This window comes from Arthrobacter saudimassiliensis (genome assembly GCF_059090665.1).
This window is the reverse complement of record NZ_JBNHFX010000001.1, coordinates 1,370,216-1,393,088: the sequence shown is the minus strand read 5'-3', so window position 1 is coordinate 1,393,088 and position 22,873 is coordinate 1,370,216. Positions and strand designations below refer to the sequence as shown.

Sequence of the window (22,873 nt, the reverse complement as noted above, 5' to 3'; positions counted from 1 at the left end):
GAATTAAGTCTACCCAGTCTGTCCTAATTGACGCGTCCCGGGTCCGCGGCCCCTCCCGTGCGGCCCCTGCGGGGCGGAAAGCAGGGGCGCAGGGGCCGGCGGGTCAGGCCGGAATCAGCTCCATGTTGTCGATCAGGCGCACCGCGCCCACGCGGGCCGCGACCAGCGCCAGGGCGTTGGCGGCCAGCGGTTCCCCGGGGCCGGCGGGCAGGGCGGCCAGCGTGGCCGGGTCGACGACGTCGAGATAGTCCAGCTGCACCCCCTCCGCTGCGGCGAGGCGGGCGCGGGCCGCCGGGAGGTCAAGGGGCCTGCCGGCGGCGGCGCGGTCGCGCAGGTCCGCCAGCGTCCCGGCCAGCGCCAGGGCGGCTTCGCGCTCCTGCGGGGCGAGGAAGGCGTTGCGGCTGGATTCGGCGAGCCCGTCGGCGCCCCGGACGATCGGCACTCCCCGCACCTGGACCGGCCAGTTCAGGTCCTGCACCATCCGCCGGATCAGCACCAGCTGCTGGGCGTCCTTCTGTCCGAAGTAGGCGCGGTATTCGGCGGGAACCGGCGGCTGGGCGATGTGCAGCAGCTTGGCCACCACGGTCAGCACGCCGTCGAAGTGGCCGGGACGTGACGCACCTTCGTAGCGGGTGCCGAGCTCGCCGGAGCTGACCCGGATCAGCGGCTCCCCGCCGGGGTACATCTCCTCCACATCCGGCGCGAAGACGACGTCGACGCCGGCCGCGGCGAGCAGCGCCAGGTCCGCTTCGAGGGTGCGGGGATAGCGGGCGAGATCGGCCGGGTCGTCGAACTGGAGCGGGTTGACGAAAATCGATGCCACCACCACGTCGTTTTCGGCGCGGGCGGCGCGGGCCAGGGCGGCGTGCCCGTGGTGCAGCGCTCCCATGGTGGGAACCAGCCCCAGCTCGGGGTGCTCCTTTCCGGTGCCGGCAAGCAGCCGTGCGATGGTGTCCTGCAGTTCGGCGGCCGTGCGGGCCACGCCGGGAGTGTTCAACTCGTACCTTCTTGGTCGTGCGGCAGTGCTTTCAGGATCGCCTCGCCCTGGGCGGGGCTCAGCAGGCCGCGCTCGACGGCGCGGCGGGCGGTGGCGCGGGAGAGCGCCTCATAGGCCTCCCGCAGGTCTTCGGGCTGCCCGGCCAGGACGTCCGCGTGGGCACGGACGGTGCCGGCGTCGCCGCGGGCCACGGGCCCGGTGAGTGCGGTTTCGCCGGAGGCCAGCGCGTTTTCGAGCGAGGCGCGCATCAGCGGGCCGAGCAGCTGGTCCGGCTTCTCCACTCCGAGGCTGCGCAGCAGCTGGGTGGACTGGGCGGTGATCGTCACCAGATGGTTGGAGGCGTGGGCGAGGGCAGCGTGGTAGGCGGCCCGGTCGGCCTCGTCGATGACCACCGGTTCGGCGCCCATCTCCACCACGAGGGCCTGGGCGATCGGCAGCACCGCGGCGGGGGCGGTCACGCCGAAGCTGCTGTCCGCCAGCCGGGTGAGGTCCAGGCTGAGGCCGGTGAAGGTCATGGCCGGGTGCAGGGCCAGCGGAATGGCTCCGCGCCGCCGCGCCGGATCCAGGACCGCGGTGCCGAACCGGCCGGAGGTGTGGGCCACCAGCTGCCCGGGCTGCCAGGACCCGGTGGCGGCGAGCCCGGCAACCAGGTCCGGCAGGGCGTCGTCGGGCACCGCCAGCAGGACCAGCTCGGAGCGCTCCACGATGTCCGGGATCTCCAGCACGGGAACTCCGGGGAGCAGGTTCTCGGCCCGCTCCCGGCTGGCTTCGGAGACGGCGGAGACGCCGACGACGGCGTGCTCGGCGGCGCGCAGCGCCGCGCCGAGGACGGCGCCGACCTTGCCTGCGCCGATCACCCCGACGCCGAGCCGCCCGGCCCGTCGTCCCCGGGACGTGGAAAGGTCAGCGGTGCTCATCGGGCAGCTCCTCGGGTGCGGGGTGGTGCCGGTCCGCGGGTGCGGGCCCGGAGGCGCGGGCCTCGGACTCGCGCCAGCGTTCGGTGCGGTCCCGCCGTCGGGCGTCCCGGGCCCGGCGGGCCTGCTCAACGAACAGGGCCCGCGCGGTGCCGGCGTCCATCTGGAGGACCCGGGGGCTGACCGGCCCGGCGGTGGAATGCAGCCGCAGGTCGGCCAGGGCGAAGCGGCGGTTCAGCGGCCCCTGGTGCAGGGCCATGGACTGGGTGCGGGCATGCGGGACGATGTCCAGCTGGCGGCGCAGCCGGCCGCTGCGTGCCAGCAGGGCCGTGCCGGTTGCCGCGTATCCGTTGCGGCGCCAGGCCAGCGGGGCGAGCCAGCGCCCGCGGCGCGGAGTGGTGGTGTAGCCGCACGCCTCGCCGCTGCCGTCCATGCCCGCGGAAAACACCTCGATCGGGTCCGCGGTGCCGGGGTCGGGCAGGGCCAGCGCCAGGACCCGGAAGACCTCGTCGCGGGTGCCGGCGGGCAGCAGGCGGGTGCGGCCGTCGGCGTCGCCGCCGCTGTAGCCTGCCACGTTCACCGTGATGCGGTACCAGCCGGGGAACCGCCACAGCATGGGCTGGACGATGGAGATGGCCTGGATCCGGCCGGGCGGTACCGTCTGCGCCCGGGTGTCCAGTAGGCCGGAGCGGATGCGCAGCCCGTCCGGGGAGGTGGCGGCGCGGAAGTTGAACCCGCTGCTGAACTGGGACCAGTAGGATCCGACGGTTCCGGCCAGGATCGGCACCAGCACCGCAAGGCTGAGCGGGTCGCGGGTGGTGAAGCCCAGGATCGCGGTGCCGCCGAGCCCGAAGATCACCAGGAAGACCGTGGTGCCGGAGAGCAGCGTCGAGGCGATCACCCGGCCCGGCCGCAGCGCCAGCACGGGCAGTTCCGGCGCCTCTTCGGTGTCGGCGTCGGTTCCCGAGGCGGCGCCGGAGGCGCGGGCGAGGATGGCGGCGCGAAGCTTCTGCGCGTCGTCAAGCCTCAGGTAGGCGAGCCGGACGGCGGATTCGCCGGAGTCGGCCACCTCGAAGCGCAGCTCGGCGAGCCCGAACACGCGCGCCAGCAGCGGCTGGATGACGTCGATGGCCTGGACCCGGTCCAGGCGGGCCTGCCGCTGCTGGCGGAACACCACACCGGAGTGCACGCGCACGTGCTCCCTGGTCAGCTGGTAGCGGGTGAAGCGCCAGGAGAGGTAGAACGCCACGGCAATGATGAGCAGCACCCCGGCGAGGGCCAGCAGGACCTGCAGGAGCGGGAAGTCGTCCAGGCCGAGGTCGCCGCGTTCGAAGAAGGCCTCGGCGCGTTCCCGGCCGGCGAAGTAGAGGATCGCCACCAGGGCAATCCAGCCCCGGACCAGCGGGGACACCGGATGGACCCGGTGCCAGGTCTCCCCGGCGTCGGTTCCGGGGCCGGGCAGCTGCCCGTCCGGGCCCGGCCCGGGGCCGGTCCCGGCGTCGTCGGCGGTCACAGTCCCGCCAGCTGCGCTTCGCCGCGCGCGGAGAGGTGCTCGCGCAGCCGTGCGCCCTCGTCGGCCGGCAGCCCCGGGATCTGCGCGTCCGTGCCGGGGGAAGCGGTGTGCAGCTTCAGCGTGCACAGTCCGAAGGCCCGCTCCAGCGGACCGACGGACACGTCCACGTACTGCATCCGCCCGTAGGGCACCACGAGCACGCGCTGGAAGAAAATGCCGCGGCGGATCAGCAGGTCCTCGTCCCGTTCGGCGAAGCCGATGGCGCGGACCTGCCGGGGCAGCAGCACGGCGCGCCACAGGCACAGCACCAGCATCAGGCCCGGGATGCCCCAGGCCAGCCAGGGGGCGAGGTTCCAGACGCCGGTGAGGGTGAGCACCAGCGGAACGGCGGCGGCGGCCAGCAGGAACACGCTCTCCATGGCCCAGCCGATGACCCGCAGCCGTAGGTAGCGCGGGCTGACCCGCTGCCAGGCGAGCCCGGGTGGATCAATTGCCGCGTCACGCATACTCGCCCTCGCCGTCCGGTGTTTCGGGATCATTGCCGTTGCTGCCCTCGGGCCCGTCGTCGGGCGGAATCCTGCAGAAGTTCTCCACCAGCAGCCCGGCGGCGGTCAGCACCGCGCCGCCGGCGGTCATCGCCAGGGCGGACCACGTGGGGGCGTGCCCCGGCCGCAGCTGCCACAGCGGCAGCTGGTCCAGGAAGACGCCCACGTGCCAGCCCAGCAGCAGGACTCCGGCGTAGGCGGAGGCCTGAGCCAGCACCAGCGTGCGCGCGGCGGCGATCGGGTCCAGCCTGGTCTTTCCGCCGCTGGCGCGCCAGCGGCGCACCCGCAGGCCCAGCACCAGCACCAGCACGACGACGGCAAGGACGGTCAGCAGCGCGGTGAGGCTCAACGCCGGCACGGGCAGCGACCAGCGCTCGGCGAGCACGGAGCCGGCCCAGCCCGCGAGGCCGGCCACGACACAGATCAGTGCCAGCCGGCGGTACCGAAGGGTCCTCACCGGATCAGTCTCCCTCGTAGATCTCCAGGCCCGGGAGGTCCTCGGCCCGGGCGGCGAGCTCGGCGACCGGCTCACCCTCCAGCATGGCCTCCGGTTCCATCCACGCCCAGGGCTGCAGGACGAAGGCGCGGGACGAGGCCCGCGGATGCGGAATGGTCAGGTCGGGGTCCTCAAGCCGCAGGTCCCCGTAGGTGATGATGTCGACGTCGAGGGTCCGCGGCCCCCAGCGCACGATGCGTTCGCGGTGGTGGCGCTGCTCAACCTGCTGGCAGTGCGCCAGCAGCTCGTGCGGTGCCAGGGTGGTGTCCACGGCGATGACCAGGTTCAGGTAGTCGGGCTGGCCCTCCGGTCCGCCCACGGGACGGGTGCGCACCACTGGGGATACCGCGGCCAGGCTCATGCCCGGGTGGTCGGCCAGGTCCGCGACGGCGGCGGACAGGGTGTCCCGGGATTCGCCGAGGTTGCTGCCCAGCGCCAGGACGGCCCGGACGGCGTCGTTCGAGGAATTCATGCGCGCTCCCGGTGGATGGTGACGGCGACGTCCCCGAAGGGCACCGTGATCGGTGCCTGGGGTTTGTGCACGGTGACCTGGACGGCGTCGATGGTGGGGAAGCCCCCCAGCACGGCGGCTGCGATGCGCTCGGCCAGGGTCTCGACCAAGTTGACCGGTTCGCCGGTGAGTTCGGCGCTGACCGCTTCGGCGATCTCGCCGTAGTGGGCGGTCAGCGTCAGGTCGTCGGTGGCCGCGGCGGCGCGCAGGTCCGTGAAGAGCACCAGATCGGCGATGAAGGTCTGCCCGTCGCGGCGTTCCTCGGCAAAGACGCCGTGGTAACCCGTGGCGGTGATGCCGCCGAGGCGGATGGTGTCCCGCGGCGGTCCGGCCGGAGCCGCTGCCGGCGTCACTGTCCGCCCTCCCGCCAGGCGGCGGCGACCCGGACGGCGGCGGCGCTGGAGGCGACGTCGTGGACCCGCACGCACCAGGCGCCCGCGGCGGCGGACAACGCGGAGACCGCCGTGGTGGCGGCGTCGCGCTCCTGCGCAGGGACGACGGCGCCGTCCGTGCCGGGCAGGGTGCCGAGGAAGCGCTTCCGCGAGGCGCCGACCAGGACCCGGTGCCCATCGGCGGTGAACCGGTCCAGGGCGTGCAGCAGGGCCCAGTCGTGTGCGGCGGTCTTGGAGAAGCCCAGGCCCGGGTCGAGGATGATCTTCTCCGCGGCCACCCCGGCGTCGACGAGGCGGCCGCGCAGCGCGCGCAGCTCGTCGAGGACCTCGGCCGGGGCGTCGTCGTAGACGGCCCGGGGATCCTGCCGGCGCACGGGCCCGCGGCTGTGCATCAGGACGTAGTACGCGCCGGTCCGGGCCACCAGTTCGGGCATGCCCTCGGCCATGGCCGCGCCGGAGACGTCGTTGATCAGCACCGCGCCGGCGGCCAGGGCCTTCTCCGCGGTCTGGACGTTCATGGTGTCGATGCTGACCGTCACGCCGGCGGCGGCGAGGGCGGTGATGACCGGAAGCACGCGCCGCTGCTCCTGGGCGGGGCTGATGCGCTCGGCGTCGGGACGGGTGGATTCACCGCCCACGTCGACAATGTCGGCGCCGGCGCGGACCAGTTCGAGGCCGGCGGCGACGGCCTCGTCCACCGTGGCGAAGCGGCCGCCGTCGCTGAAGGAATCCGGGGTGACGTTGAGGATCCCCATCACCAGGGTGCGTCCGACGGGCAGCCGGTCAAACCGCTCGGCGGCTCCGCTGCGGCGCAGCACGGGCAGCGGCGAGGTGGCCGGGCCGGTTCCGGGGGCGGCGGCAAGGGAATCCATGCGTCAGTCCTATCGTCCGAGGATCAGGGACATGGCTTCGGCGCGGGTGGCGGTTTCCCGCAGCTGGCCGCGCACGGCCGAGGTCACTGTACGTGCTCCGGGCTTGCGGACCCCGCGCATGGACATGCACAGGTGTTCGCATTCGATGACGACGATCGCCCCGCGCGGCTGCAGGTTCTCCACCAGCGCGTCGACGATCTGGGTGGTGAGCCGCTCCTGGACCTGCGGGCGCCGGGCATAGAGCTCCACCAGCCGGGCGAGCTTGCTCAGCCCGGTCACCTTGCCCTCGTGGGACGGGATGTAGCCGATGTGCGCGGTGCCGTGGAAGGGCACCAGGTGGTGCTCGCAGGTGGAGTAGAAGGGGATGTCCTTGACCAGCACCATCTCCTCGTGGTCGAGGTCGAAGGTGGTGGCGAGCAGGTCCTCGGGGCTTTCGTGGAGCCCGGCGAACACCTCTGCGTAGGCCCTCGCCACCCGCTTGGGCGTGTCCTGCAGGCCGTCGCGGTCGGGGTCCTCGCCGATGGCCAGGAGGATCTCCCGCACCGCCCGCTCAATCCGGGGCTGGTCAATCGCATCGGAGGCCGCCAGGTCCATGGCCGCCAGTTCGTCGTCGAAATCCGTCACTGCTTGATCCTACCGCGCATGCCGCAGACGGCAGGCGGGCCGGGACCTGTCGGTCCCGGCCCGCCTGTGCGCTACGGCTTCCTGGTGTCGTCGGGGGTGTCGAAACCCGCCCGCGAGCCGCGTGAGCCCTCCGGCTCCGGCAGCCCGTCTGCGTTGACGTCGAAGTCCCGGGGGATGTCGGCGTCGGCGATCTGGTCCTGCGGGGCGACGGTCGCCGGGTCCGGCTCGCCGGCCTTCCGGGCCTGTTCGCGTTCGCGCGGGGAGACGACCGGGGGCAGCTCATGGACCGGGCGGGTCGGCTTGGACAGCCAGATCTCGCGGACGTCGCGCTTGCGCACGTCGCGGAAGATCTCGGCGATCTCGGCCTGGTTCAGCGTCTCGCGTTCGAGCAGCTCCAGCGCCAGCCGGTCCAGGACGTCGCGGTTCTCGGTGAGGATCTGGTACGCCTCGTCGTGGGCGTTGTCCATCAGCCGGCGCACCTCCTCGTCCACCACGTAGGCGACCTGGTCGGAGTAGTTGCGTTCCTGGCCCATGTCCCGGCCCAGGAACGGCTCGCCGCCGCCGGAGCCGAGCTTCACGGAACCGATCCGCTCGCTCATGCCGTACTGGGTGACCATCTTGCGGGCCGTGGAGGTGGCCTTCTCGATGTCGTTGGACGCGCCGGTGGAGGGGTCGTGGAACACGATCTCCTCGGCCACCCGGCCGCCCATGGCGTAGGCCAGCTGGTCCAGCAGCTCGTTGCGGGTCACCGAGTACTTGTCGTCCGCCGGCATCACCATGGTGTACCCGAGGGCGCGGCCGCGGGGCAGGATGGTGACCTTGGTGACCGGGTCGGTGTTGCGCAGCGCCGCGGCCACCAGGGCGTGTCCGCCCTCGTGGTAGGCGGTGATCTTGCGCTCGAGTTCCTTCATGACGCGGCTGCGCTTCTGCGGGCCGGCGATGACCCGGTCGATCGCCTCGTCCAGGGCCCGGTCGTCGATCAGCTGCGCGTTGGAGCGGGCGGTGAGCAGGGCGGCTTCGTTGAGCACGTTGGCCAGGTCGGCGCCGGTGAAGCCGGGGGTCTTCTTGGCCACGGTCTCCAGGTCGACGCCGGGCGCCATCGGCTTGCCCTTGGCGTGCACCTGCAGGATCCGCAGCCGGCCCTGCATGTCCGGTGCCTCCACGCCGATCTGCCGGTCGAACCGGCCCGGGCGCAGCAGCGCCGGGTCCAGCACGTCGGGCCGGTTGGTGGCGGCGATGAGGATGACGTTGGTGGTGTTGTCGAAGCCGTCCATCTCGACCAGCAGCTGGTTCAGGGTCTGCTCGCGCTCGTCGTTGCCGCCGCCGACGCCGGCGCCGCGGTGGCGGCCGACGGCGTCGATCTCGTCGACGAAGATGATGGCCGGGGAGTTGTTCTTGGCCTGCTCGAACAGGTCGCGGACGCGGGAGGCGCCCACGCCGACGAACATTTCCACGAAGTCGGAGCCGGAGATGGAGTAGAACGGCACGCCGGCCTCGCCGGCAACGGCGCGCGCCAGCAGGGTCTTGCCGGTGCCGGGAGGCCCGTAGAGCAGAACGCCCTTGGGGATCTTCGCGCCCACGGACTGGAACTTGCCAGGCTCCTGCAGGAACTCCTTGATTTCGTGGAGCTCCTCCACTGCCTCGTCGGCGCCGGCGACGTCGGCGAAGGTGACCTGCGGCATGTCCTTGTTGGTCAGCTTGGCCTTGGACTTGCCGAACTGCATGACCTTGGAACCGCCGCCCTGCATCCGGGAGAGCAGGAACCAGAAGATCAGGCCGATGATGATCAGCGGCAGGAACAGGCCCAGGAAGCTGGTGAACCAGTTGCTCTGGACCGGCTGGTCGGTGAAGCCCTCCACCGCGGCGTCGTCGATGGCCTTGACCACGTCGTCGGCGCGGGCCGTGCTGAAGTAGAACTGGACGTTCTCGCCCTTGTCCTCGTAGGGCTCCTTCAGCAGCAGGTCGACGCGCTGGTCGCCGTCGTAGATCTTCGCCTGCTCGACCTTGTTGTCCTCAAGCAGCTCAAGGCCGACCTTGGTGTCGACCTGGCTGGCCCCGCTGCCGGAGGACAGGGCGGGGAGAATGATCAAGAGAGCGGCCAGCGCCAGCGCGATCCAGATGACCGGTCCCTTGAAGAAGCTCTTAGATTTCATTCGTCGTCAGGGCCGAGGCCCCGTCCCTCCTGATCAGCAACGCATGCGAATGCGCAAAAGTATCTTGTTCGGTGGTGCATCATCCCCAAGGAACACGGATTGCCGGGGCTTTTAGTTCCCCCGGATGACCGTACTCCGCCTGTGATGCCGACCGCAGGGACGCGGCGGGCGGGCTACTCGTAGACGTGCGGAGCGAGGGTGCCGATGAAGTCCAGGTTGCGGTACTTCTCGGCGAAGTCGAGGCCGTAGCCGACCACGAACTCGTTGGGAATCTCGTAACCGACGTACTTCACGTCGATTTCGACCTTGGCGGCGTCGGGCTTGCGCAGCAGGGTGCAGATCTCCACGCTGGCCGGGCCGCGGGACTCAAGGTTGGTGCGCAGCCAGGACAGGGTCAGGCCGGAGTCGATGATGTCTTCGACGATCAGCACGTGCTTGCCCATCAGGTCCGTCTCGAGGTCCTTGATGATGCGCACGACGCCGGAGGACTGGGTGCCGGAGCCGTAGGAGGACACGGCCATCCAGTCCATCGTGATGTGGCTGTGCAGGGCGCGGGACAGGTCCGCCATGACCATGACGGCGCCCTTGAGCACGCCCACGAGCAGGACGTCGCGGCCGGCGTAGTCCCGGTCGATGTCGGCCGCCAGCTCCTCGATCCGCGACTGGATCTGCTCTTTGGTGTAGAGAACGTGCTTAAGGTCTGACTGGACGTCGTGTGAATCCACGAAGATCTCCCGGTTACGAGTTGGCAGCTGGCGGTGGGGTGCTGCGGCTTTTCCTAAACACAAGATTGCCACAGCTTGGCTTCCCGTGGGCAACCGGCCGTCCGCGCACCTGCCGGTACACCTCGACCTTGCCGCCCAGCTGCACCGGCCCCGCGGACCCGGTCCTGCGCAGCAGCGACTCCGCGGCGAGCAGGCGCTCGAAGCTGGGGCCGGCGCCTCCTGCTGCCACCGCCGCGAGGGCCAGCACGCGCTGGCGCAGCGCCGGATCGAGCGCGCGCAGGGCGTCTTCGGGCAGCAGCACCGCGGCCGGCGCGCCGGCGTCGGCGGGCAGGTCCGAGCGCAGCCGGGCGAAGGCCTCGGCCGCCTCCGCGTCCAGGTGCGCGGCGTCCTGGCCCAGGATCCGCGCGGAACGGTAGAGCGCCTCGGCGATGCCCGGGCCCAGCTGCTCCTCCAGGAACGGCAGCACGACGGTGCGTACCCGCGAGCGGGCGTAGGCCGGGTCCCGGTTCGTCGGGTCGTGCCAGGGCTGCAGGCCGGCGATCGAACACAGCTCGAGGGTCTCGGCGCGGCGCAGCGGCAGGAAGGGGCGCAGGTAGCGGCCGCGGCGCTCCGGCATGCCGGCCAGCGACCGGGTGCCCGAGCCGCGGGCGAGGCCGAGCAGCACCTGCTCGGCCTGGTCGTCGAGGGTGTGGCCCAGCAGGACGGCTGCGGCGCCCAGGTCCTCGGCGGCGGCGTCGAGCGCACCGTAGCGGGCCGTGCGCGCCGCGGCTTCGGGCCCCTCGCCGCTGCCGGCGACCTGCACCTCGCTCACCAGCACCGGATCCAGGCCCAGGCCGCGCAGCTGGGCCGCCGCCCGGGCCGCAACCCCGCCGCTGCCCGGCTGCAGGCCGTGGTCCACGACGACGGCGCCCACCCGGTAGTCGCCGCGGCGCTGGAAGAAGCCCGCCGCGGCGGCCAGCGCCAGCGAGTCGGGGCCGCCGCTGCAGGCGACCAGCACCAGCGGGGCGGGGCCGCCGTCGGCACCGCCCGGCCCCGGGCCGACGCCGGCGTCGGCCAGCGCGGCGCGCACCAGGTTCCGGGCACGGCCCATCAGGGGCGGCAGCCGCCGGGGCCGGCCGCCGGAGTTCGGAGCGGGCATCCGTCAGGAACCCACGCGGGCGATCCAGAGGCCCGGCTCGTGCAGCTCGGCTTCCGTGGGCAGGTTTTCGGCCCGCTCCCAGACCCGGTTGAAGCCGTCCATGCCCACTTCGTCGACGACGGCGCGCACGAACCGGGCGCCGTCGCGGTACTGGCGCATCTTGGCGTCCAGGCCGAGGACCTGGCGCAGCAGCTTTTCGATCCGTCCGTGCGAGGCGCCGCGGGCGTTGAAACGGCGCCGGATGGTCTTCACGCTGGGCACGATGGAGGCATCGACGGCGTCCATCACCACGTTCGCGTGGCCCTCCAGCAGGCTCATGACCGCGGTCAGGTGCGAGAGCCGTTCCTTGTCCCCGGGGTCCTGCAGCAGCGAGAGCACGTCGCGGGGGCGGTCTGTGCCGTCGGCCTTCGCGACGTCGTCGGCCCCGGCCGCGACGCCGCGGCCCAGGGAGCGGACCGCCTGCCCGAGCCGGTCGGACAGCGTTTCGGCGTGGTCCATGAGCCCGCCGGTGAGGGCGCCGATCTGTTCGATCATGTGGCCGCGCAGCCAGGGGGCGGCCGCGAACTGCACCCGGTGGGTCTGCTCGTGCAGGCAGACCCAGAGCCGGAAGTCGGCCGGTTCGACGTTCAGTTCCCGCTCCACCTCGACAATGTTCGGGGCCACCAGCAGCAGCCGCCCGCCGGAGCCGCCGGCTCCGGCGGTGAAGGGGTCGTACTGGCCGAGGACCTTGCTGGCGAGGAAGGCGAGGACGGCGCCGAGCTCCGCGCCGGTGAGCGTGGCGGCCAGCTCCGTGTTCGCGCGGCGCAGCTGCTCGGGCCGGGTGGCCGCGAGCCGGTCGAGGGCGGGGGTGAGCAGGGTGGCGAAGCTGCGGGAGTTGGCCTTGGCCCAGGAGGCCCGGTCCACCACGAGCACCTGCGAGTCGCGCAGGTCGCGGGCAGCCTCCAAGCCGGTGATGCGGTGGACGTGGGGCACGGATTCATCGGCCCGGCGGCGCAGGTCGGCGACGGCTTCGCGGACCTCGCGTGCGGACAGCCGGGGGCCTGCCGGGGCCATGACCGCTGCGGTGCCGGCAGCCAGGTCCCAGTTGACCAGTTCGGGGGTGGACGGTGCGGACGGCAGGTTCTGCTCCATTGCTCCATTCGACCACAGGCGGAGCCGGGGAGCACCCGGAACGGACAAACAGCCGTACCGTCCCGCAGGCACCTCAGCTGCAGCCGCAGGCGGCGAGCGCGGCGGCCGCGGCGTCGACCACGGCCCGGGCCTCGCCCAGGTTTCCGTCCAGGCCGTCCGCCACGAAGGCGAAGGCCAGCAGCCGCCCGTCGGCGTTGGTGACGTAGCCGCCCAGCGAGGTCACCGCGAACAGGGTGCCGGTCTTGGCGCGGACCACGCCCGCGCCGGCACTGCCGTCGCCGTACCGGTTTTCGAGCGTGCCGGTAAGCCCGGCCACGGGCAGGCTGCGGGCGACGCCGCGCAGCCCGTCATCGGGCGCGGTCAGCAGCAGGGCCACCAGCCGGGACAGCTGCCCGGCGCTGACCCGCGTGCCCTCGCCGAGCCCGCTGACGTCGCCGAGCGCCATGCCGGTGGTGTCCAGGCCCAGCCGGTCCACGGCCTCGAGCACCGAGGTCCGCGCCCCGTCGTTGGACGCCGGACGCCCGGCGGCCTCGGCGGTGAGCCGGCCCAGCGCCTCGGCGGCGTAGTTGTCCGAGTCGAGCAGCATCTGCCGCACCTGTTCGGCGATGGTCGCAGACTCGACGGCGGCCACTTCCCGGGCTTCGGGGCCGGCCGTGCCGCGGGAGAGCTCCGGATCCACGCTGAAGCCGTCGGCCGCGGCGGCCAGCGCGTCGCGGAACGCTGCCCCGGCGTCGAGCGCGGGGTCGGCGGACCGCACGCCGGGAGCCGCCCAGCCGGAGGTGAGGGCCAGGGCGTGGACCGGGGCGATTTCGCCCGCCTCCACGTCGCCCTCCGCCCAGGCCGGGCTCAGGGCGGGGCCGGTGAAGAGGGTGTCGTCCACTGTGACGGTCACGGTGCCGCCGGGCAGTTCCCCGGCCAGCACGGCGGCCGCCTCGGCGGCGAGGGTGGCCAGGCCGGCGCGGCCGACGGCGGTGTCCTCCCCCGCGCCGTCCTGCCCGCCGTCGGCCGGTGGGTCCGCCTGGTCCCCGGCCGAGCGTCCCGCCCCGAGCATCACGTCGCCGCCGCCGCGCAGGACGACGGTCGCGGAGGCCGGGTCGAGCCAGGCGGTGGTCCGGAGCCGGGTGTCGGCGCCCAGGGTGCTGACCGCGGCGGCCGCGGTGAGCAGTTTCAGGTTCGACGCCGGGGTGGCCGGGGTGTCGGCGCCGCGGCCGTACAGTTCGGTGCCGGTGGCGGCGTCGATGACGCTGGCCGAGAGCGTGCCGGGGCCCTGCAGGCTCAGCAGCGGGTCCAGCAGGGCAGCCAGCGCCGCCGGGTCGGGTGCCGGCCCGGCGGCCGGGGTGACGCCCTCGGCCGGTCCCACGCCGGCGGCGGGGCGCTGGTGGGCGGGGACCGCGGCGGCACGGTCGGGGGCTCCGGCCAGGGCTTTGGCCAGCGGCGGACCGGCGTGGAAGGCCAGCGGAACCAGGAGCGCGGCGAAGGCGCAGAACAGCAGCACCGAACCCAACCGCCGCCCCATGTGTCCTTGCCGCTGCCTTCCGTGGTTGCCGCCCGTCATGCTCCGCCCGCGCCGAGGCGGTGGTGCCGGGTTTCGGCACGGTTTCCGGTGCCCCGTCCGCAGGGAGGGCCCCGGGACATATATCTTTAAGACTAAACCGGCGCGGCGGCCGTCCCGTTCATGGCCGCCGACGCGCGTTGGCAGCACTGTCCGCACCCTTTTCCGCGGCCCGGCGGGGCCCGGCACTTCCTAGGAGACGCAATGAAGCTCGACGTAACCATCGAGATCCCCAAGGGATCCCGCGTCAAGTACGAAATCGACCACGAGACCCACCGCCTGCGCCTGGACCGCGTGCTGTTCACCTCCATGGCCTACCCCACCCACTACGGGTACTTCGAGAACACCCTGGGCGAGGACGGCGATCCGCTGGACGCGCTGGTCATGCTGCAGGACTGGGACCTGATGCCCGGGGTGCTGGTCGAATCCCGTCCGATCGGCGTCTTCAACATGGTTGACGACGGCGGCGGAGATGCGAAGGTGCTGTGCGTGCCGGTGGACCCGCGCTTCGACCACATCCAGGACATCTCCGACGTGTCGGACTTCCTGCTGGACGAAATCAAGCACTTCTTCACCAAGTACAAGGACCTGGAGCCGGGCAAGTGGGTCGAGGCCGCCGACTGGGCCGGCCGCGAAGCCGCCGAGGCCGAGGTCGAGGCGTCGCTGAAGCGCTTCGAGGCCCTTGGCGAGGCGAGCGAGGAAGACGAGCCCCAGGGCCGCGACGTCGACGCCGACACCGAGAACAACTGACGTTTTCCGCACCTGCGGACCACACGGTGCGGCCGTCCCTGCGGGGGCGGCCGCACCGTTTTGCGTTGCGCCGGAGTGTCACCCGGCGCGCCGCGGCCGCTCTGGCATGCTGATCGCATGCATCTGGTGCTGACGATGAATCAGCGGGACAGCCGGCGCTCCGGTGACCTGGTTCCCGAACTGCTGCACGCGCTGCGGCCGATACCGGCCGCCGTGCCCTTCCAGCGGTCCGTGGGCGACGAGGCCCAGGGCGTGCCGGCTGATCCGGCCGCCGCCGTCGAGGCCGTGCTGGCGGCCGTCCGCCAGCGCCGCTGGAACATCGGCATCGGCGTCGGCGCATTGGAGCCGCCGCTGCCCGCCGGGCTGGCCGCGGCGTCGGGCCCGGGCCTGGGCTTTTCCCGGCTGGCCGTGGAGCGGGCCGCCCGCAAGGCCGGGGACCGGCAGCCGGTGGCCGTCGTCGCCCCGGATCCGGAGGCCGCGGCGCATGCCGAGGCGGTGCTGTGCCTGCTGGCCGGCATCGTCGCCTCGCGCAGCGCCGCGGAGTGGCGCGTGCTCGACCTGCTGGTGCCGGGCGCCCGCGGGCAGCAGAAGTACGCGGCCCAGGAGCTGGGCATTTCCGCCCAGGCGGTGAGCCGGGCGGTGATCCGGTCCCAGTGGCAGGAGGAGCAGGCCGCGCGGCCGGCCGCCGCACGGCTGCTGCAGCTGTGCCTGCCGGCCGCAGTCCCGGCCGCGGCGGGGCTGGGTTAGCCCCGGCCCAGTCCGGCGGGCACGAGGCTGCGCAGCACGGCTGCTGCCCCGTCTTCGTGCACCGTCCCGGTGACCTCGTCGGCGGCTTCGAGAACCTCGGGCGGCGAACCGCCCATGGCGACGCCCCGTGCTGCCCAGCCGAGCATTTCGATGTCGTTGCGTCCATCGCCCAGCGCGACGGTGTGGGCGGGGTCAATGTCCAGCCGCCGGCGGACCTGCTCCAGGGCGCTGGCCTTGGACACGCCGGCCGCGGCGATGTCCAGCCATGCGGTCCAGCCCACCGAGTAGGTGACGCCGTGCAGGCCGATCGCGCCCACCGCCTCGCCGAACTCCTCGGCGGTGCTGTCGGTGCTGAACACCACCACACGGACCGCCTTGGCGCGGCGCATGTGCTCGAAGTCCACGGCCTCGGCCTCGGCGCCGAAGCTCGCGTCCTGGAACCGTTCGCTGGACAGGAAGCGGCCGTCGGCGTCCTCCAGGGCGAACTTCGCCGTCGGCAGCTCGCGGCGCAGCGCGTCGAGGGCCGGCTGCGGGTCAAAGACCACGCGGTCCACCACGGACCAGCGTTCCGGCGTGGACGTGTCGATGCGCAGGGTGACGCCGCCGTTGGAGCAGACGCAGTAGCCCTTTTCGATGCCGAGGCGCTCCACGATCGGCAGCGCCGCGCCGTAGGAGCGGCCCGTGGAGATGACGAGCTCGTGCCCGGACCGGCGGGCCAGCTCGGCCGTCTCACGGACGGCGTCGGACATCCGGCCGTCGTGGTCCACGAGGGTGCCGTCGACGTCGAGGGCGATCAGTTTGCGGGTGTCTTGGTTCAGCTGGTCTTCGATGCCAGCAGCAGTGAGAGATGTCATCGACTCATATAAGCAGACTTGGGAAAACGCCGGTAGGACAAAGGCCACACCCCGGGTGAACGTCCGGTGTTCTCCGTTCCCCGGCCGTTCACCCGGAGCCAAGGGGTCAGCGGACCGGCAGCACTTCCATGCCGCCCAGGTAGGGGCGCAGCGCGGCGGGCACGGTGACGGACCCGTCGGCGTTCTGGTGCTGCTCCAGAATCGCCACGATCCAGCGGGTGGTGGCCAGGGTGCCGTTGAGGGTGGCGACGGCGCGGGTGCCCTTGGCCTCTCCGCCCTGGCGTTCGCGGATGTTCAACCGGCGGGCCTGGTAGGTGGTGCAGTTGGAGGTGGAGGTCAGTTCCCGGTAGCGGCCCTGGGTGGGAACCCAGGCCTCGCAGTCGAACTTGCGGGCGGCGGAGGTGCCCAGGTCTCCGGCGGCGGTGTCGATGACCCGGTAGGGCAGCTCCACCTTGGCGAGCATCTGCTCTTCCCAGTCCAGCAGCCGGCGGTGCTCGGCCTCGGCGTCTTCGATCCGGGCGTAGCTGAACATCTCGACCTTATTGAACTGGTGCACCCGAATGATGCCGCGGGTGTCCTTGCCGTGCGAGCCGGCTTCGCGCCGGTAGCAGGAGGACCAGCCGGCGTAGCGCACCGGCCCGTCGGAGAGGTCGATGATCTCGTCAGCGTGGTAACCGGCCAGCGGCACCTCGGAGGTGCCGACCAGGTACAGGTCGTCTTCGGCCAGCCGGTAGATCTCGGCGTCGTGCGCGACGTCGAAACCGGTGCCCTGCATGGTTTCCGGGCGGACCAGGGTGGGGGTGATCATCGGGGTGAAGCCGTTGGCGACGGCCTGGTCCATGGCCATCTGCAGCAGCGCCAGCTCCAGCCGGGCGCCCACGCCCTTGAGGAAGTAGAACCGGGCGCCGGAGACCTTGGCGCCGCGTTCCATGTCGATGGCGCCGAGCAGCTCGCCGATTTCGAGGTGGTCGCGGGGAGTGAAGCCCTCGGCCTCGAAGTCGCGGGGAGTGCCGACGGTCTTGAGGACCACGTAGTCGTCTTCGCCGCCGGTCGGCACGCCGTCCTCGACGACGTTCGCCATCCGGCGCACCAGCTGCTCCTGCTCGGCCTGCAGCGCGTCCGCGGCGGCTCCCGCGGCCTTGACCGACGCGGCCAGTTCCTTCACCTCGGCGAGCAGGGCCTGCTTTTCCTCGCCCTTGGCGGCGGCCACGCGCTTGCCGAAGGCGTTCTGCTCGGCGCGCAGGTTCTCGTACCGGGTGCGGGCCTCACGGCGCGCGGTGTCGGCGGCGATGATGGCGTCAACGAGGCTCTCGTCCGCCAGCCGGGCGCGCTGGGAGGCGCGGAACTTTTCGGGGTTGTCGCGGAGCTCGTTTACATCGATCACGTGTCAAGACTACCGAACTGCGGCCGGGTGCCGGTGCCGGTTTCCGCCGGGCCGGGGTGGCTATTCTGGACATCACCATGCCCTTTGACTCCTCCGCCCTGCCCGTGCTGACGGTGCTGCTGTCCGTCGCCCTCCTGCTCGGGGCGTTCCTGGCCGTTTTCCTGCTGCGCCGCCGCGTCCACACCGTGCCGCAGGGGCCCGCTCCGACCGCGGGAGGGCAGGCAGTGCAGGTGGCCCTGGTCCGCAATCCCGTGAAGCTGGGCGCCGACGACGTCGTCGGGCTTCTCGAACGGGCCTGCCGGGAGGCAGGCTGGCCTGCTCCCCTGGTGCTGGAGACCGCCGTCGAGGACCCCGGCTACGGCCAGGCCCGGCGGGCCCTGGCCGCGGGTGCCGACGTCGTGCTGGCCGCGGGCGGGGACGGCACTGTCCGCGAGGTCGCCCGCGCGCTGGCCGGCACCGGCACGCCGCTGGGGCTGGTGCCGCTGGGCACCGGGAACCTGCTGGCGCGGGCCCTCGACCTGCCCGTCGGCCGCCCCGAGGCGGCGGTGGCGGTGGCCCTGCACGGCGCCACCCGGCGGATCGACGTGGGCCGGGTGGAGCTGGAGAACGCCGTGACGGGGGCGCGGCACCGGGACGTGTTCCTGGTGATGGGCGGGATCGGCGTGGATGCGGAGGTCATTGCCGCCACCCGGGACGACCTGAAGCGGTGGGTGGGCTGGCTGGCGTACAGCGAGGCCGGGCTGCGGCTGCTGATGCGTCCGCAGCGGCGCACCCGGATGTCCGTGTCGCTCGACGGCGGTGCGGGGCAGGCCCGCAAGGCCCGCACGGTCCTGTTCGCCAACACGGGCCGGATGCCGGCCGGCATTGAGTTCATTCCGGACGCCCGGCTGGACGACGGGCGGCTGGACGTGGTGGTGGTCAGCCCGCGCAGCATGATCGGCTGGGCCTGGGTGGCCGGCAAGGCGGTGACGGGCTACCGGCGGGACATTCCGGTGATCGAGTACCTCGGCTCGCGGCGGGTCACGGTGAGCGTGGAGCAGCCCACGGCCACCCAGCTGGACGGGGACGTGACGGGTGAGGCCACCTCCGTCAGCGCATGGGTGGAGCCGCTGGCCCTGGCCGTGCGGGTGGAGACGCTGCCGGCGGTGGAGCCGGCACGGAAAACGGGCCGGAACCCGTAGCGGATTCCGGCCCGTGCACACGGAGGCAGGGCGCTAGTTGCCGGTGCCCTCGGAGTCGGTGTAGCCGCCCTTTTCCTCCCCGGAGTCCCGGGAAGGGGCGCCCTTGGCGCCGTCGGCGTCGGTGTACTCGCCCTCGGCTGCCGCGTAGGTGCCCTGGTCGGTGGCGGGCACGTTGGTGTTCATGGACGGCTTGGAGGCCTGCTCGCGGATGAGCGCCTCCTCTTCGGCGAAGCGGATGTCGTTGCCCTGGTCGCCGACGTCTCCGCGCAGGTTGTCGTCGTTCTGCGCCTGGCCGCTGGGGCTGGGGTTGCGCAGCTGTTCCTGGTTCTCGGGATATTCGCTCATGGTCGGAACTTCCTTTCGATCGACTGTCATCAGCATACTTATGATCTGCCTCCGGGGAAAGCCCGTCCGGTTTGGCGCCCGGCGGTCCCGGGCCGTGGGGCTAGTCGGTGAGCATCAGCCGGACGGCGGTTTCCGAACCGGAATAGCCGGTCACCGGGATGACTTCGCCGTCGAGGAACCGGTCCACCACCCTGGGGTCGATGTAGGACTTCCGGGCGACGGCGGGAGTGTTGCCGAGGTGCTCGGCGACGCTGCGCGCCGTGGCCGCCACGGCCTGCTGCCGGGCCCGCTTGGTGGTTGCCTCGGCGAAGGCCCGGGCCAGGTGCATGGCCGCGACCACCGTCGCCTGCCAGGTGCGGAAGTCCTTCGCGGTGAAGTCCTGCCCCACGATTTCCTTGAGGAAGGCGTTCAGCGAGGCGCCGTCGGTGCTGTGCCAGGCGCCATCGGCCCCGATGTAGGCCAGGGCGGTATCAGCCCCGGGGCGCTCCAGCATGGGCGCCAGCGCGGCCACGAGGTCGGGGTCGGTGATCGAGGTATGCCATTCCTGGCCGCTCTTGCCCGGGAAGTCGAACCGCACCTCGTCGCCGTCCACGCTCACGTGCTCCACCCGCAGGGTGGTGGTGCCGTAGGAGCCGTTCGCCTCGGCATAGCGCGTGCCGCCCACGCGCAGCGCTCCGGCGTCGATGATCCGCAGCGCCGCCGCGTAGGCGCGCGCCGGGCCGACGCCCTCGTCGCGCAGGTGCTTGGTGATCAGCCGGCGCGCTGCGGGCAGGGCCTGCGCGAAGGCCAGTGCCCGGTCGAACTTCTCCCGGTCCTTCAATTCCCGCCAATGCGGGTGGTACAGGTACTGGCGCCGTCCGGCGGCGTCGGTGCCGGTGGCCTGGATATGGCCGTTGGCATAGGGGCTGATCCACACGTCCTGCCAGGCCGGCGGAATGGCCAGGGAGCGGATGCGGTCCAGGGTCTGCCGGTCCGTGACCTTCGCTCCGCGGGCGTCGGTGTAGGAGAATCCCCGCCCGTACCGACGGCGCGTCAGGCCGGGCCGCTCACAGTTGCTTCGGCGCAGTCGCATGGGTGCCTCTCCTCGCGCGGGCCGGGGCCCGCCGTGTCCTACCCCTGTTCTTCCCCGCGGACGAGCGATTCAAACCAGGTGTCGGCGGCTTCGAAGGCCTCGTTGCGGTTATGCCGCGCCACGGTGTGCTCCCGGCCGTCGGCCCGGGGGTAGGACCCCAGGAACCGCAGGCCGGGACTGATCCGGTGCAGGCCCTTCAGCGCCGCCGCCATCCTGGCGTCCAGGATGTGCCCGTCGGCGTCGATGCTGAAGAAGTAGTCCCCCAGGTACTGGCCGGTGGGCCGTGATTCGATCCGGCTGAGGTTCACCCCGCGGGTGGAGAAATGGCCGAGCATTTCCATCAGCGCCCCGGGATGGTCATCCGGCAGCGGCACCACCAGGGTGGTCTTGTCCGCCCCGGTGGGCTCGGGCAGTTCTCCCGGGCGGCTGATCAGGACGAATCGGGTCACGGCGTCGGCGACGTCGCCGATGTCCTTGGCCAGGACGTCCAGCCCCAGCTTTTCGGCGACGAAGGGTGCGGAGATCGCCGCATCGTAGCCCGGCCGCTCCCCCGCGAGGCCGACGGCCGCGGCCGCGGTGGAGGACGCCGGAACGTATTCCGCTTCAGGAATATGCGCTGCGGCCCAGCTGCGGCACTGCGCCCAGGCGTGCGAATGCGTGGACACGGAGCGGATGTCGGCCAGTTCCACTCCCGGCCGCACGGAGAGCACAAAGGTGATCGGCACCAGGATCTCGCGCAGGATCCGCAGGCTGCTGCCGGCGGAAATCGCGTCGAGGGTGGCGCTCACGCCGCCTTCCACGGAGTTTTCAATCGGCACGACCGCGGCGTCGGCCCCGCCGCTGCGCACCAGCTCCAGGGCGGCCGTGACGCTGGTGGACGGAATCCGGCGCGCCTGCCCCGCCCCCGGAACCTGCAGCATCGCAGCCTCGGTAAACGTCCCCTCGGGACCCAGGAACGTATAGACGGGGGCCGGCGCCGGAACCGCGCTCATACGACGGTGGGCTCCTGGCCGTTCTCCGACACCATCGGCTTGCCGGCTTCCAGCCACGCACCCATGCCTCCGGTGACATTCACGGCCGAGTAGCCGTTGGCCTCCAGCCACTGCGTGGCCCGGGCGCTGCGGCCGCCGGTCCGGCAGATCACCGCGACGTCGGTGTCCGGGTCCAGCTCGCCCAGCCGGTCGGGCAGCTCGTCGAGGGGAATGTGCAGGGCGCCTTCGGCGTGTCCCGCGGCCCATTCATAGTCCTCGCGGACGTCCAGAACGACGGCGTCGCCGGTCAGGGATTCGACTGATACGTTTTCCATGTCACCTGTCCTCAGGTCGGTGCGGCGCAGGCCTGCCGGCCCGCGGTCTGTTCCCGGCATCCAGCCTATAGCGGCCGGGGGCGGCCAGGAACAACGGTGACGTGCCCCGCCCGCTCCGGCCCTCACCGCCGCAGGCACAGAAAGGCCGCCATGGCTGAACTCCACCGCCTGACCGCCCTCCAGCTCCGTGACGAGCTCGCCGCCGGCCGGGTGGGCGCCGTCGAAACGGCCGAGCATTTCCTGGCCCGCATCGCCGAACTGAATCCCGCGCTCGGAGCCTTCCTGCGGGTGACGCCGGAGGCTGCACTCACCGCGGCGCGTGCGGCCGACGCCCGGCGTGCCGCCGGCGGGGAGCTGCCGCCCCTGCACGGCCTGCCGCTGGCCCACAAGGACCTCACCGACGTCGCCGGCGTGCCGACCACCATGGGCAGCGCCGCGGTGGACGCGTGGGTGCCCGCGGCCGACGCCCCGCTGCCGGCCGTGCTGCGGCGGGCCGGAGCCATCAGCCTCGGCAAGACCCAGGTCCCCGAGTTCGGGCTGAGCAGCTACAGCGAAAACCTGGTGGGCCCGCCGGCCCGCAACCCCTACGCCACGGACCGCAGCCCGGGCGGTTCCTCCGGGGGCAGCGCCGCAGCCGTGGCGGCCGGCCTGCTGCCGTTCGCGCCGGGAACCGACGGCGGCGGCTCGATCCGCATTCCGGCCGCGGCCACCGGCATCATCGGCCTCAAGCCCTCGCGCGGCAGGGTTTCGTCCGGATCCGGCCTGGCCGACCTGGGCCAGTTCGTCGTTGCCGGGCCGCTGGCCCGCACGGCCGCGGACGCCGCGCTGATGCTCGATGCGCTGGTCGACGAACCGCTGCACCGGGCGACCGCGGCGCCGCCGGACCCCCAGCTGGGCGGCCGGGCCACGGGCCGGAACCACGGGCCCTATCTCTCTGCGGCCCTGCGCGCCGAGGGCCGGTACCGGATCGGAGTGAGCACGGCGTCGCCGTTCGCCTCCCGGCTGGACATCCGGCTGGCGGACGAGGCCCTGGATGCGCTGCGGGCGGGCGAGGCGGCGCTCAGCGCCGCGGGACACATGGTGGATGAAGCGGCAGTCGCCTATGACGAGCGGTATCCCGACGCCTTCGGGCTGGTCTGGACCGCGGCGCTGGCGAACCTGCCGCTGGCCCCGGGCCGGGAGGAGGACCTGTTCCCGCTGACCGCCGTCATGCGCCGGCGTGCCCTGCAGCGCTCGGCGGCGGACCTGGCCGACGCCGTCGACGTCCTCCGCCGCTTCGAGGAGGACACGATCCGGGCCTTCAGCGGCTGGGACATGATCCTGACGCCGACCCTGGCCATGGAACCGCGGCCGATCGGCTGGTACGGCACCGACGCCGATGAGGATTATGCGCGCCAGTGCCTATACTCCCCCTTCACCTCGTTGGTGAACGTGTGCGGCCTGCCGGCCGTGAGCCTGCCGGTGCACCGCACGGCCGCCGGGCTGCCGATGGGCGTGCAGCTGATCGGCCGCCCCGGGGCGGAGGCGTCGCTGCTGGCGGTGGCCGCACAGCTGGAGGCCGCCGGAAACTACATCGAGGGCCCGCCGGAGCCGTTTTCGGCCTAGCCGCCCGGTTTCGGTATGAGATTCCTCACCTGCGGCGCGCCGGTGGGCCCGCCACGCCGGGCCACA

Annotated in this window: 24 protein-coding genes; 4 read left to right on the top strand and 20 right to left on the bottom strand. The window is 72.5% G+C overall.

Annotated elements, in window-relative coordinates:
* Window positions 1–103 precede the first annotated feature (103 nt).
* From panC to dacB, 14 genes are all read right to left on the bottom strand, one after another.
* A complete protein-coding gene (panC, locus tag AC5RV6_RS06520) occupies window positions 104–997 on the bottom strand; it encodes a pantoate--beta-alanine ligase (RefSeq protein ID WP_494006458.1) in 894 nt (297 codons plus the stop codon).
* Window positions 994–1,914: a Rossmann-like and DUF2520 domain-containing protein gene (locus AC5RV6_RS06515; RefSeq protein ID WP_494006457.1), complete on the bottom strand. Its 921-nt coding sequence runs from the start codon at window positions 1,912–1,914 to the stop codon at window positions 994–996. Before AC5RV6_RS06515 ends, panC begins: the two co-directional genes overlap by 4 nt.
* Window positions 1,901–3,424, bottom strand: coding sequence for a PH domain-containing protein (locus AC5RV6_RS06510; RefSeq protein ID WP_494006456.1), 1,524 nt, complete (start codon window positions 3,422–3,424; stop codon window positions 1,901–1,903). The genes AC5RV6_RS06515 and AC5RV6_RS06510 overlap by 14 nt, the downstream gene beginning before the upstream one ends.
* A complete protein-coding gene (locus AC5RV6_RS06505; protein WP_494006455.1) occupies window positions 3,421–3,930 on the bottom strand; it encodes a PH domain-containing protein in 510 nt (169 codons plus the stop codon). Before AC5RV6_RS06505 ends, AC5RV6_RS06510 begins: the two co-directional genes overlap by 4 nt.
* A complete protein-coding gene (locus AC5RV6_RS06500) occupies window positions 3,923–4,426 on the bottom strand; it encodes a DUF3180 domain-containing protein (protein ID WP_494006454.1) in 504 nt (167 codons plus the stop codon). The genes AC5RV6_RS06505 and AC5RV6_RS06500 overlap by 8 nt, the downstream gene beginning before the upstream one ends.
* A 4-nt stretch (window positions 4,427–4,430) precedes the next feature.
* Complete coding sequence (gene folK / locus AC5RV6_RS06495; protein ID WP_494006453.1) at window positions 4,431–4,937, bottom strand: 2-amino-4-hydroxy-6-hydroxymethyldihydropteridine diphosphokinase; 507 nt, start codon at window positions 4,935–4,937, stop codon at window positions 4,431–4,433.
* The gene (gene folB / locus AC5RV6_RS06490; protein WP_494006452.1) at window positions 4,934–5,329 is read right to left on the bottom strand and encodes a dihydroneopterin aldolase; all 396 of its coding nucleotides are present in this window, start codon (window positions 5,327–5,329) and stop codon (window positions 4,934–4,936) included. The genes folK and folB overlap by 4 nt, the downstream gene beginning before the upstream one ends.
* Complete coding sequence (gene folP / locus AC5RV6_RS06485) at window positions 5,326–6,240, bottom strand: dihydropteroate synthase (RefSeq protein ID WP_494006451.1); 915 nt, start codon at window positions 6,238–6,240, stop codon at window positions 5,326–5,328. Before folP ends, folB begins: the two co-directional genes overlap by 4 nt.
* Window positions 6,241–6,249: 9 nt before the next feature.
* The gene (gene folE, locus AC5RV6_RS06480; protein WP_494006450.1) at window positions 6,250–6,864 is read right to left on the bottom strand and encodes a GTP cyclohydrolase I FolE; all 615 of its coding nucleotides are present in this window, start codon (window positions 6,862–6,864) and stop codon (window positions 6,250–6,252) included.
* A 71-nt stretch (window positions 6,865–6,935) separates the two neighbouring features.
* Window positions 6,936–9,017: an ATP-dependent zinc metalloprotease FtsH gene (ftsH, locus tag AC5RV6_RS06475; RefSeq protein WP_494006449.1), complete on the bottom strand. Its 2,082-nt coding sequence runs from the start codon at window positions 9,015–9,017 to the stop codon at window positions 6,936–6,938.
* A 173-nt stretch (window positions 9,018–9,190) separates the two neighbouring features.
* A complete protein-coding gene (gene hpt, locus AC5RV6_RS06470; protein ID WP_494006448.1) occupies window positions 9,191–9,742 on the bottom strand; it encodes a hypoxanthine phosphoribosyltransferase in 552 nt (183 codons plus the stop codon).
* A gap of 13 nt (window positions 9,743–9,755) precedes the next feature.
* The gene (gene tilS / locus AC5RV6_RS06465) at window positions 9,756–10,880 is read right to left on the bottom strand and encodes a tRNA lysidine(34) synthetase TilS (protein WP_494006447.1); all 1,125 of its coding nucleotides are present in this window, start codon (window positions 10,878–10,880) and stop codon (window positions 9,756–9,758) included.
* A 3-nt stretch (window positions 10,881–10,883) separates the two neighbouring features.
* Window positions 10,884–12,011: a zinc-dependent metalloprotease gene (locus tag AC5RV6_RS06460; protein ID WP_494006446.1), complete on the bottom strand. Its 1,128-nt coding sequence runs from the start codon at window positions 12,009–12,011 to the stop codon at window positions 10,884–10,886.
* A gap of 73 nt (window positions 12,012–12,084) precedes the next feature.
* Window positions 12,085–13,527, bottom strand: a complete 1,443-nt coding sequence (dacB, locus tag AC5RV6_RS06455) for a D-alanyl-D-alanine carboxypeptidase/D-alanyl-D-alanine endopeptidase (protein WP_494006445.1) — start codon at window positions 13,525–13,527, stop codon at window positions 12,085–12,087.
* Between the two features lie 240 nt (window positions 13,528–13,767).
* Here dacB and AC5RV6_RS06450 point away from each other — a divergent pair, with 240 nt between their 5' ends.
* Window positions 13,768–14,313 carry an inorganic diphosphatase gene (locus AC5RV6_RS06450; RefSeq protein ID WP_494006444.1) on the top strand — a complete coding sequence of 182 codons (546 nt, stop codon included), beginning with the start codon at window positions 13,768–13,770 and terminating at the stop codon, window positions 14,311–14,313.
* A gap of 117 nt (window positions 14,314–14,430) precedes the next feature.
* Window positions 14,431–15,060, top strand: a complete 630-nt coding sequence (locus AC5RV6_RS06445) for a hypothetical protein (protein WP_494006443.1) — start codon at window positions 14,431–14,433, stop codon at window positions 15,058–15,060.
* Here the strand turns inward: AC5RV6_RS06445 and AC5RV6_RS06440 are convergent.
* Together AC5RV6_RS06440 and serS are read right to left on the bottom strand one after the other, a co-directional pair.
* Window positions 15,057–15,914 carry an HAD family hydrolase gene (locus AC5RV6_RS06440; RefSeq protein WP_494006442.1) on the bottom strand — a complete coding sequence of 286 codons (858 nt, stop codon included), beginning with the start codon at window positions 15,912–15,914 and terminating at the stop codon, window positions 15,057–15,059. The genes AC5RV6_RS06445 and AC5RV6_RS06440 overlap by 4 nt on opposite strands.
* A gap of 106 nt (window positions 15,915–16,020) precedes the next feature.
* Complete coding sequence (serS, locus tag AC5RV6_RS06435) at window positions 16,021–17,298, bottom strand: serine--tRNA ligase (RefSeq protein ID WP_494006441.1); 1,278 nt, start codon at window positions 17,296–17,298, stop codon at window positions 16,021–16,023.
* A gap of 56 nt (window positions 17,299–17,354) precedes the next feature.
* Here serS and AC5RV6_RS06430 point away from each other — a divergent pair, with 56 nt between their 5' ends.
* The gene (locus AC5RV6_RS06430; RefSeq protein ID WP_494006440.1) at window positions 17,355–18,479 is read left to right on the top strand and encodes a diacylglycerol/lipid kinase family protein; all 1,125 of its coding nucleotides are present in this window, start codon (window positions 17,355–17,357) and stop codon (window positions 18,477–18,479) included.
* A 33-nt stretch (window positions 18,480–18,512) separates the two neighbouring features.
* On the opposite strand, the gene AC5RV6_RS06425 is transcribed toward AC5RV6_RS06430, so the two are convergent.
* The 4 genes from AC5RV6_RS06425 to AC5RV6_RS06410 all read right to left on the bottom strand — a co-directional run bounded on the left by AC5RV6_RS06425 (window position 18,513) and on the right by AC5RV6_RS06410 (window position 21,202).
* Window positions 18,513–18,824, bottom strand: coding sequence for a hypothetical protein (locus AC5RV6_RS06425; protein WP_494006439.1), 312 nt, complete (start codon window positions 18,822–18,824; stop codon window positions 18,513–18,515).
* 100 nt (window positions 18,825–18,924) lie between these two features.
* The gene (locus AC5RV6_RS06420) at window positions 18,925–19,896 is read right to left on the bottom strand and encodes a DNA topoisomerase IB (protein WP_494006438.1); all 972 of its coding nucleotides are present in this window, start codon (window positions 19,894–19,896) and stop codon (window positions 18,925–18,927) included.
* Window positions 19,897–19,934: 38 nt separating this feature from the next.
* Window positions 19,935–20,888, bottom strand: a complete 954-nt coding sequence (gene pheA, locus AC5RV6_RS06415; RefSeq protein ID WP_494006437.1) for a prephenate dehydratase — start codon at window positions 20,886–20,888, stop codon at window positions 19,935–19,937.
* Window positions 20,885–21,202 (bottom strand): rhodanese-like domain-containing protein, encoded by a 318-nt coding sequence (locus tag AC5RV6_RS06410; protein WP_494006436.1) that lies wholly within the window; start codon window positions 21,200–21,202, stop codon window positions 20,885–20,887. The genes pheA and AC5RV6_RS06410 overlap by 4 nt, the downstream gene beginning before the upstream one ends.
* 150 nt (window positions 21,203–21,352) lie before the next feature.
* On the opposite strand from AC5RV6_RS06410, the gene AC5RV6_RS06405 reads away from it, so the two are divergent.
* Entirely contained in the window at window positions 21,353–22,807 is a 1,455-nt protein-coding gene (locus AC5RV6_RS06405) for an amidase (RefSeq protein WP_494006435.1), read from the top strand.
* Window positions 22,808–22,873: the final 66 nt, after the last annotated feature.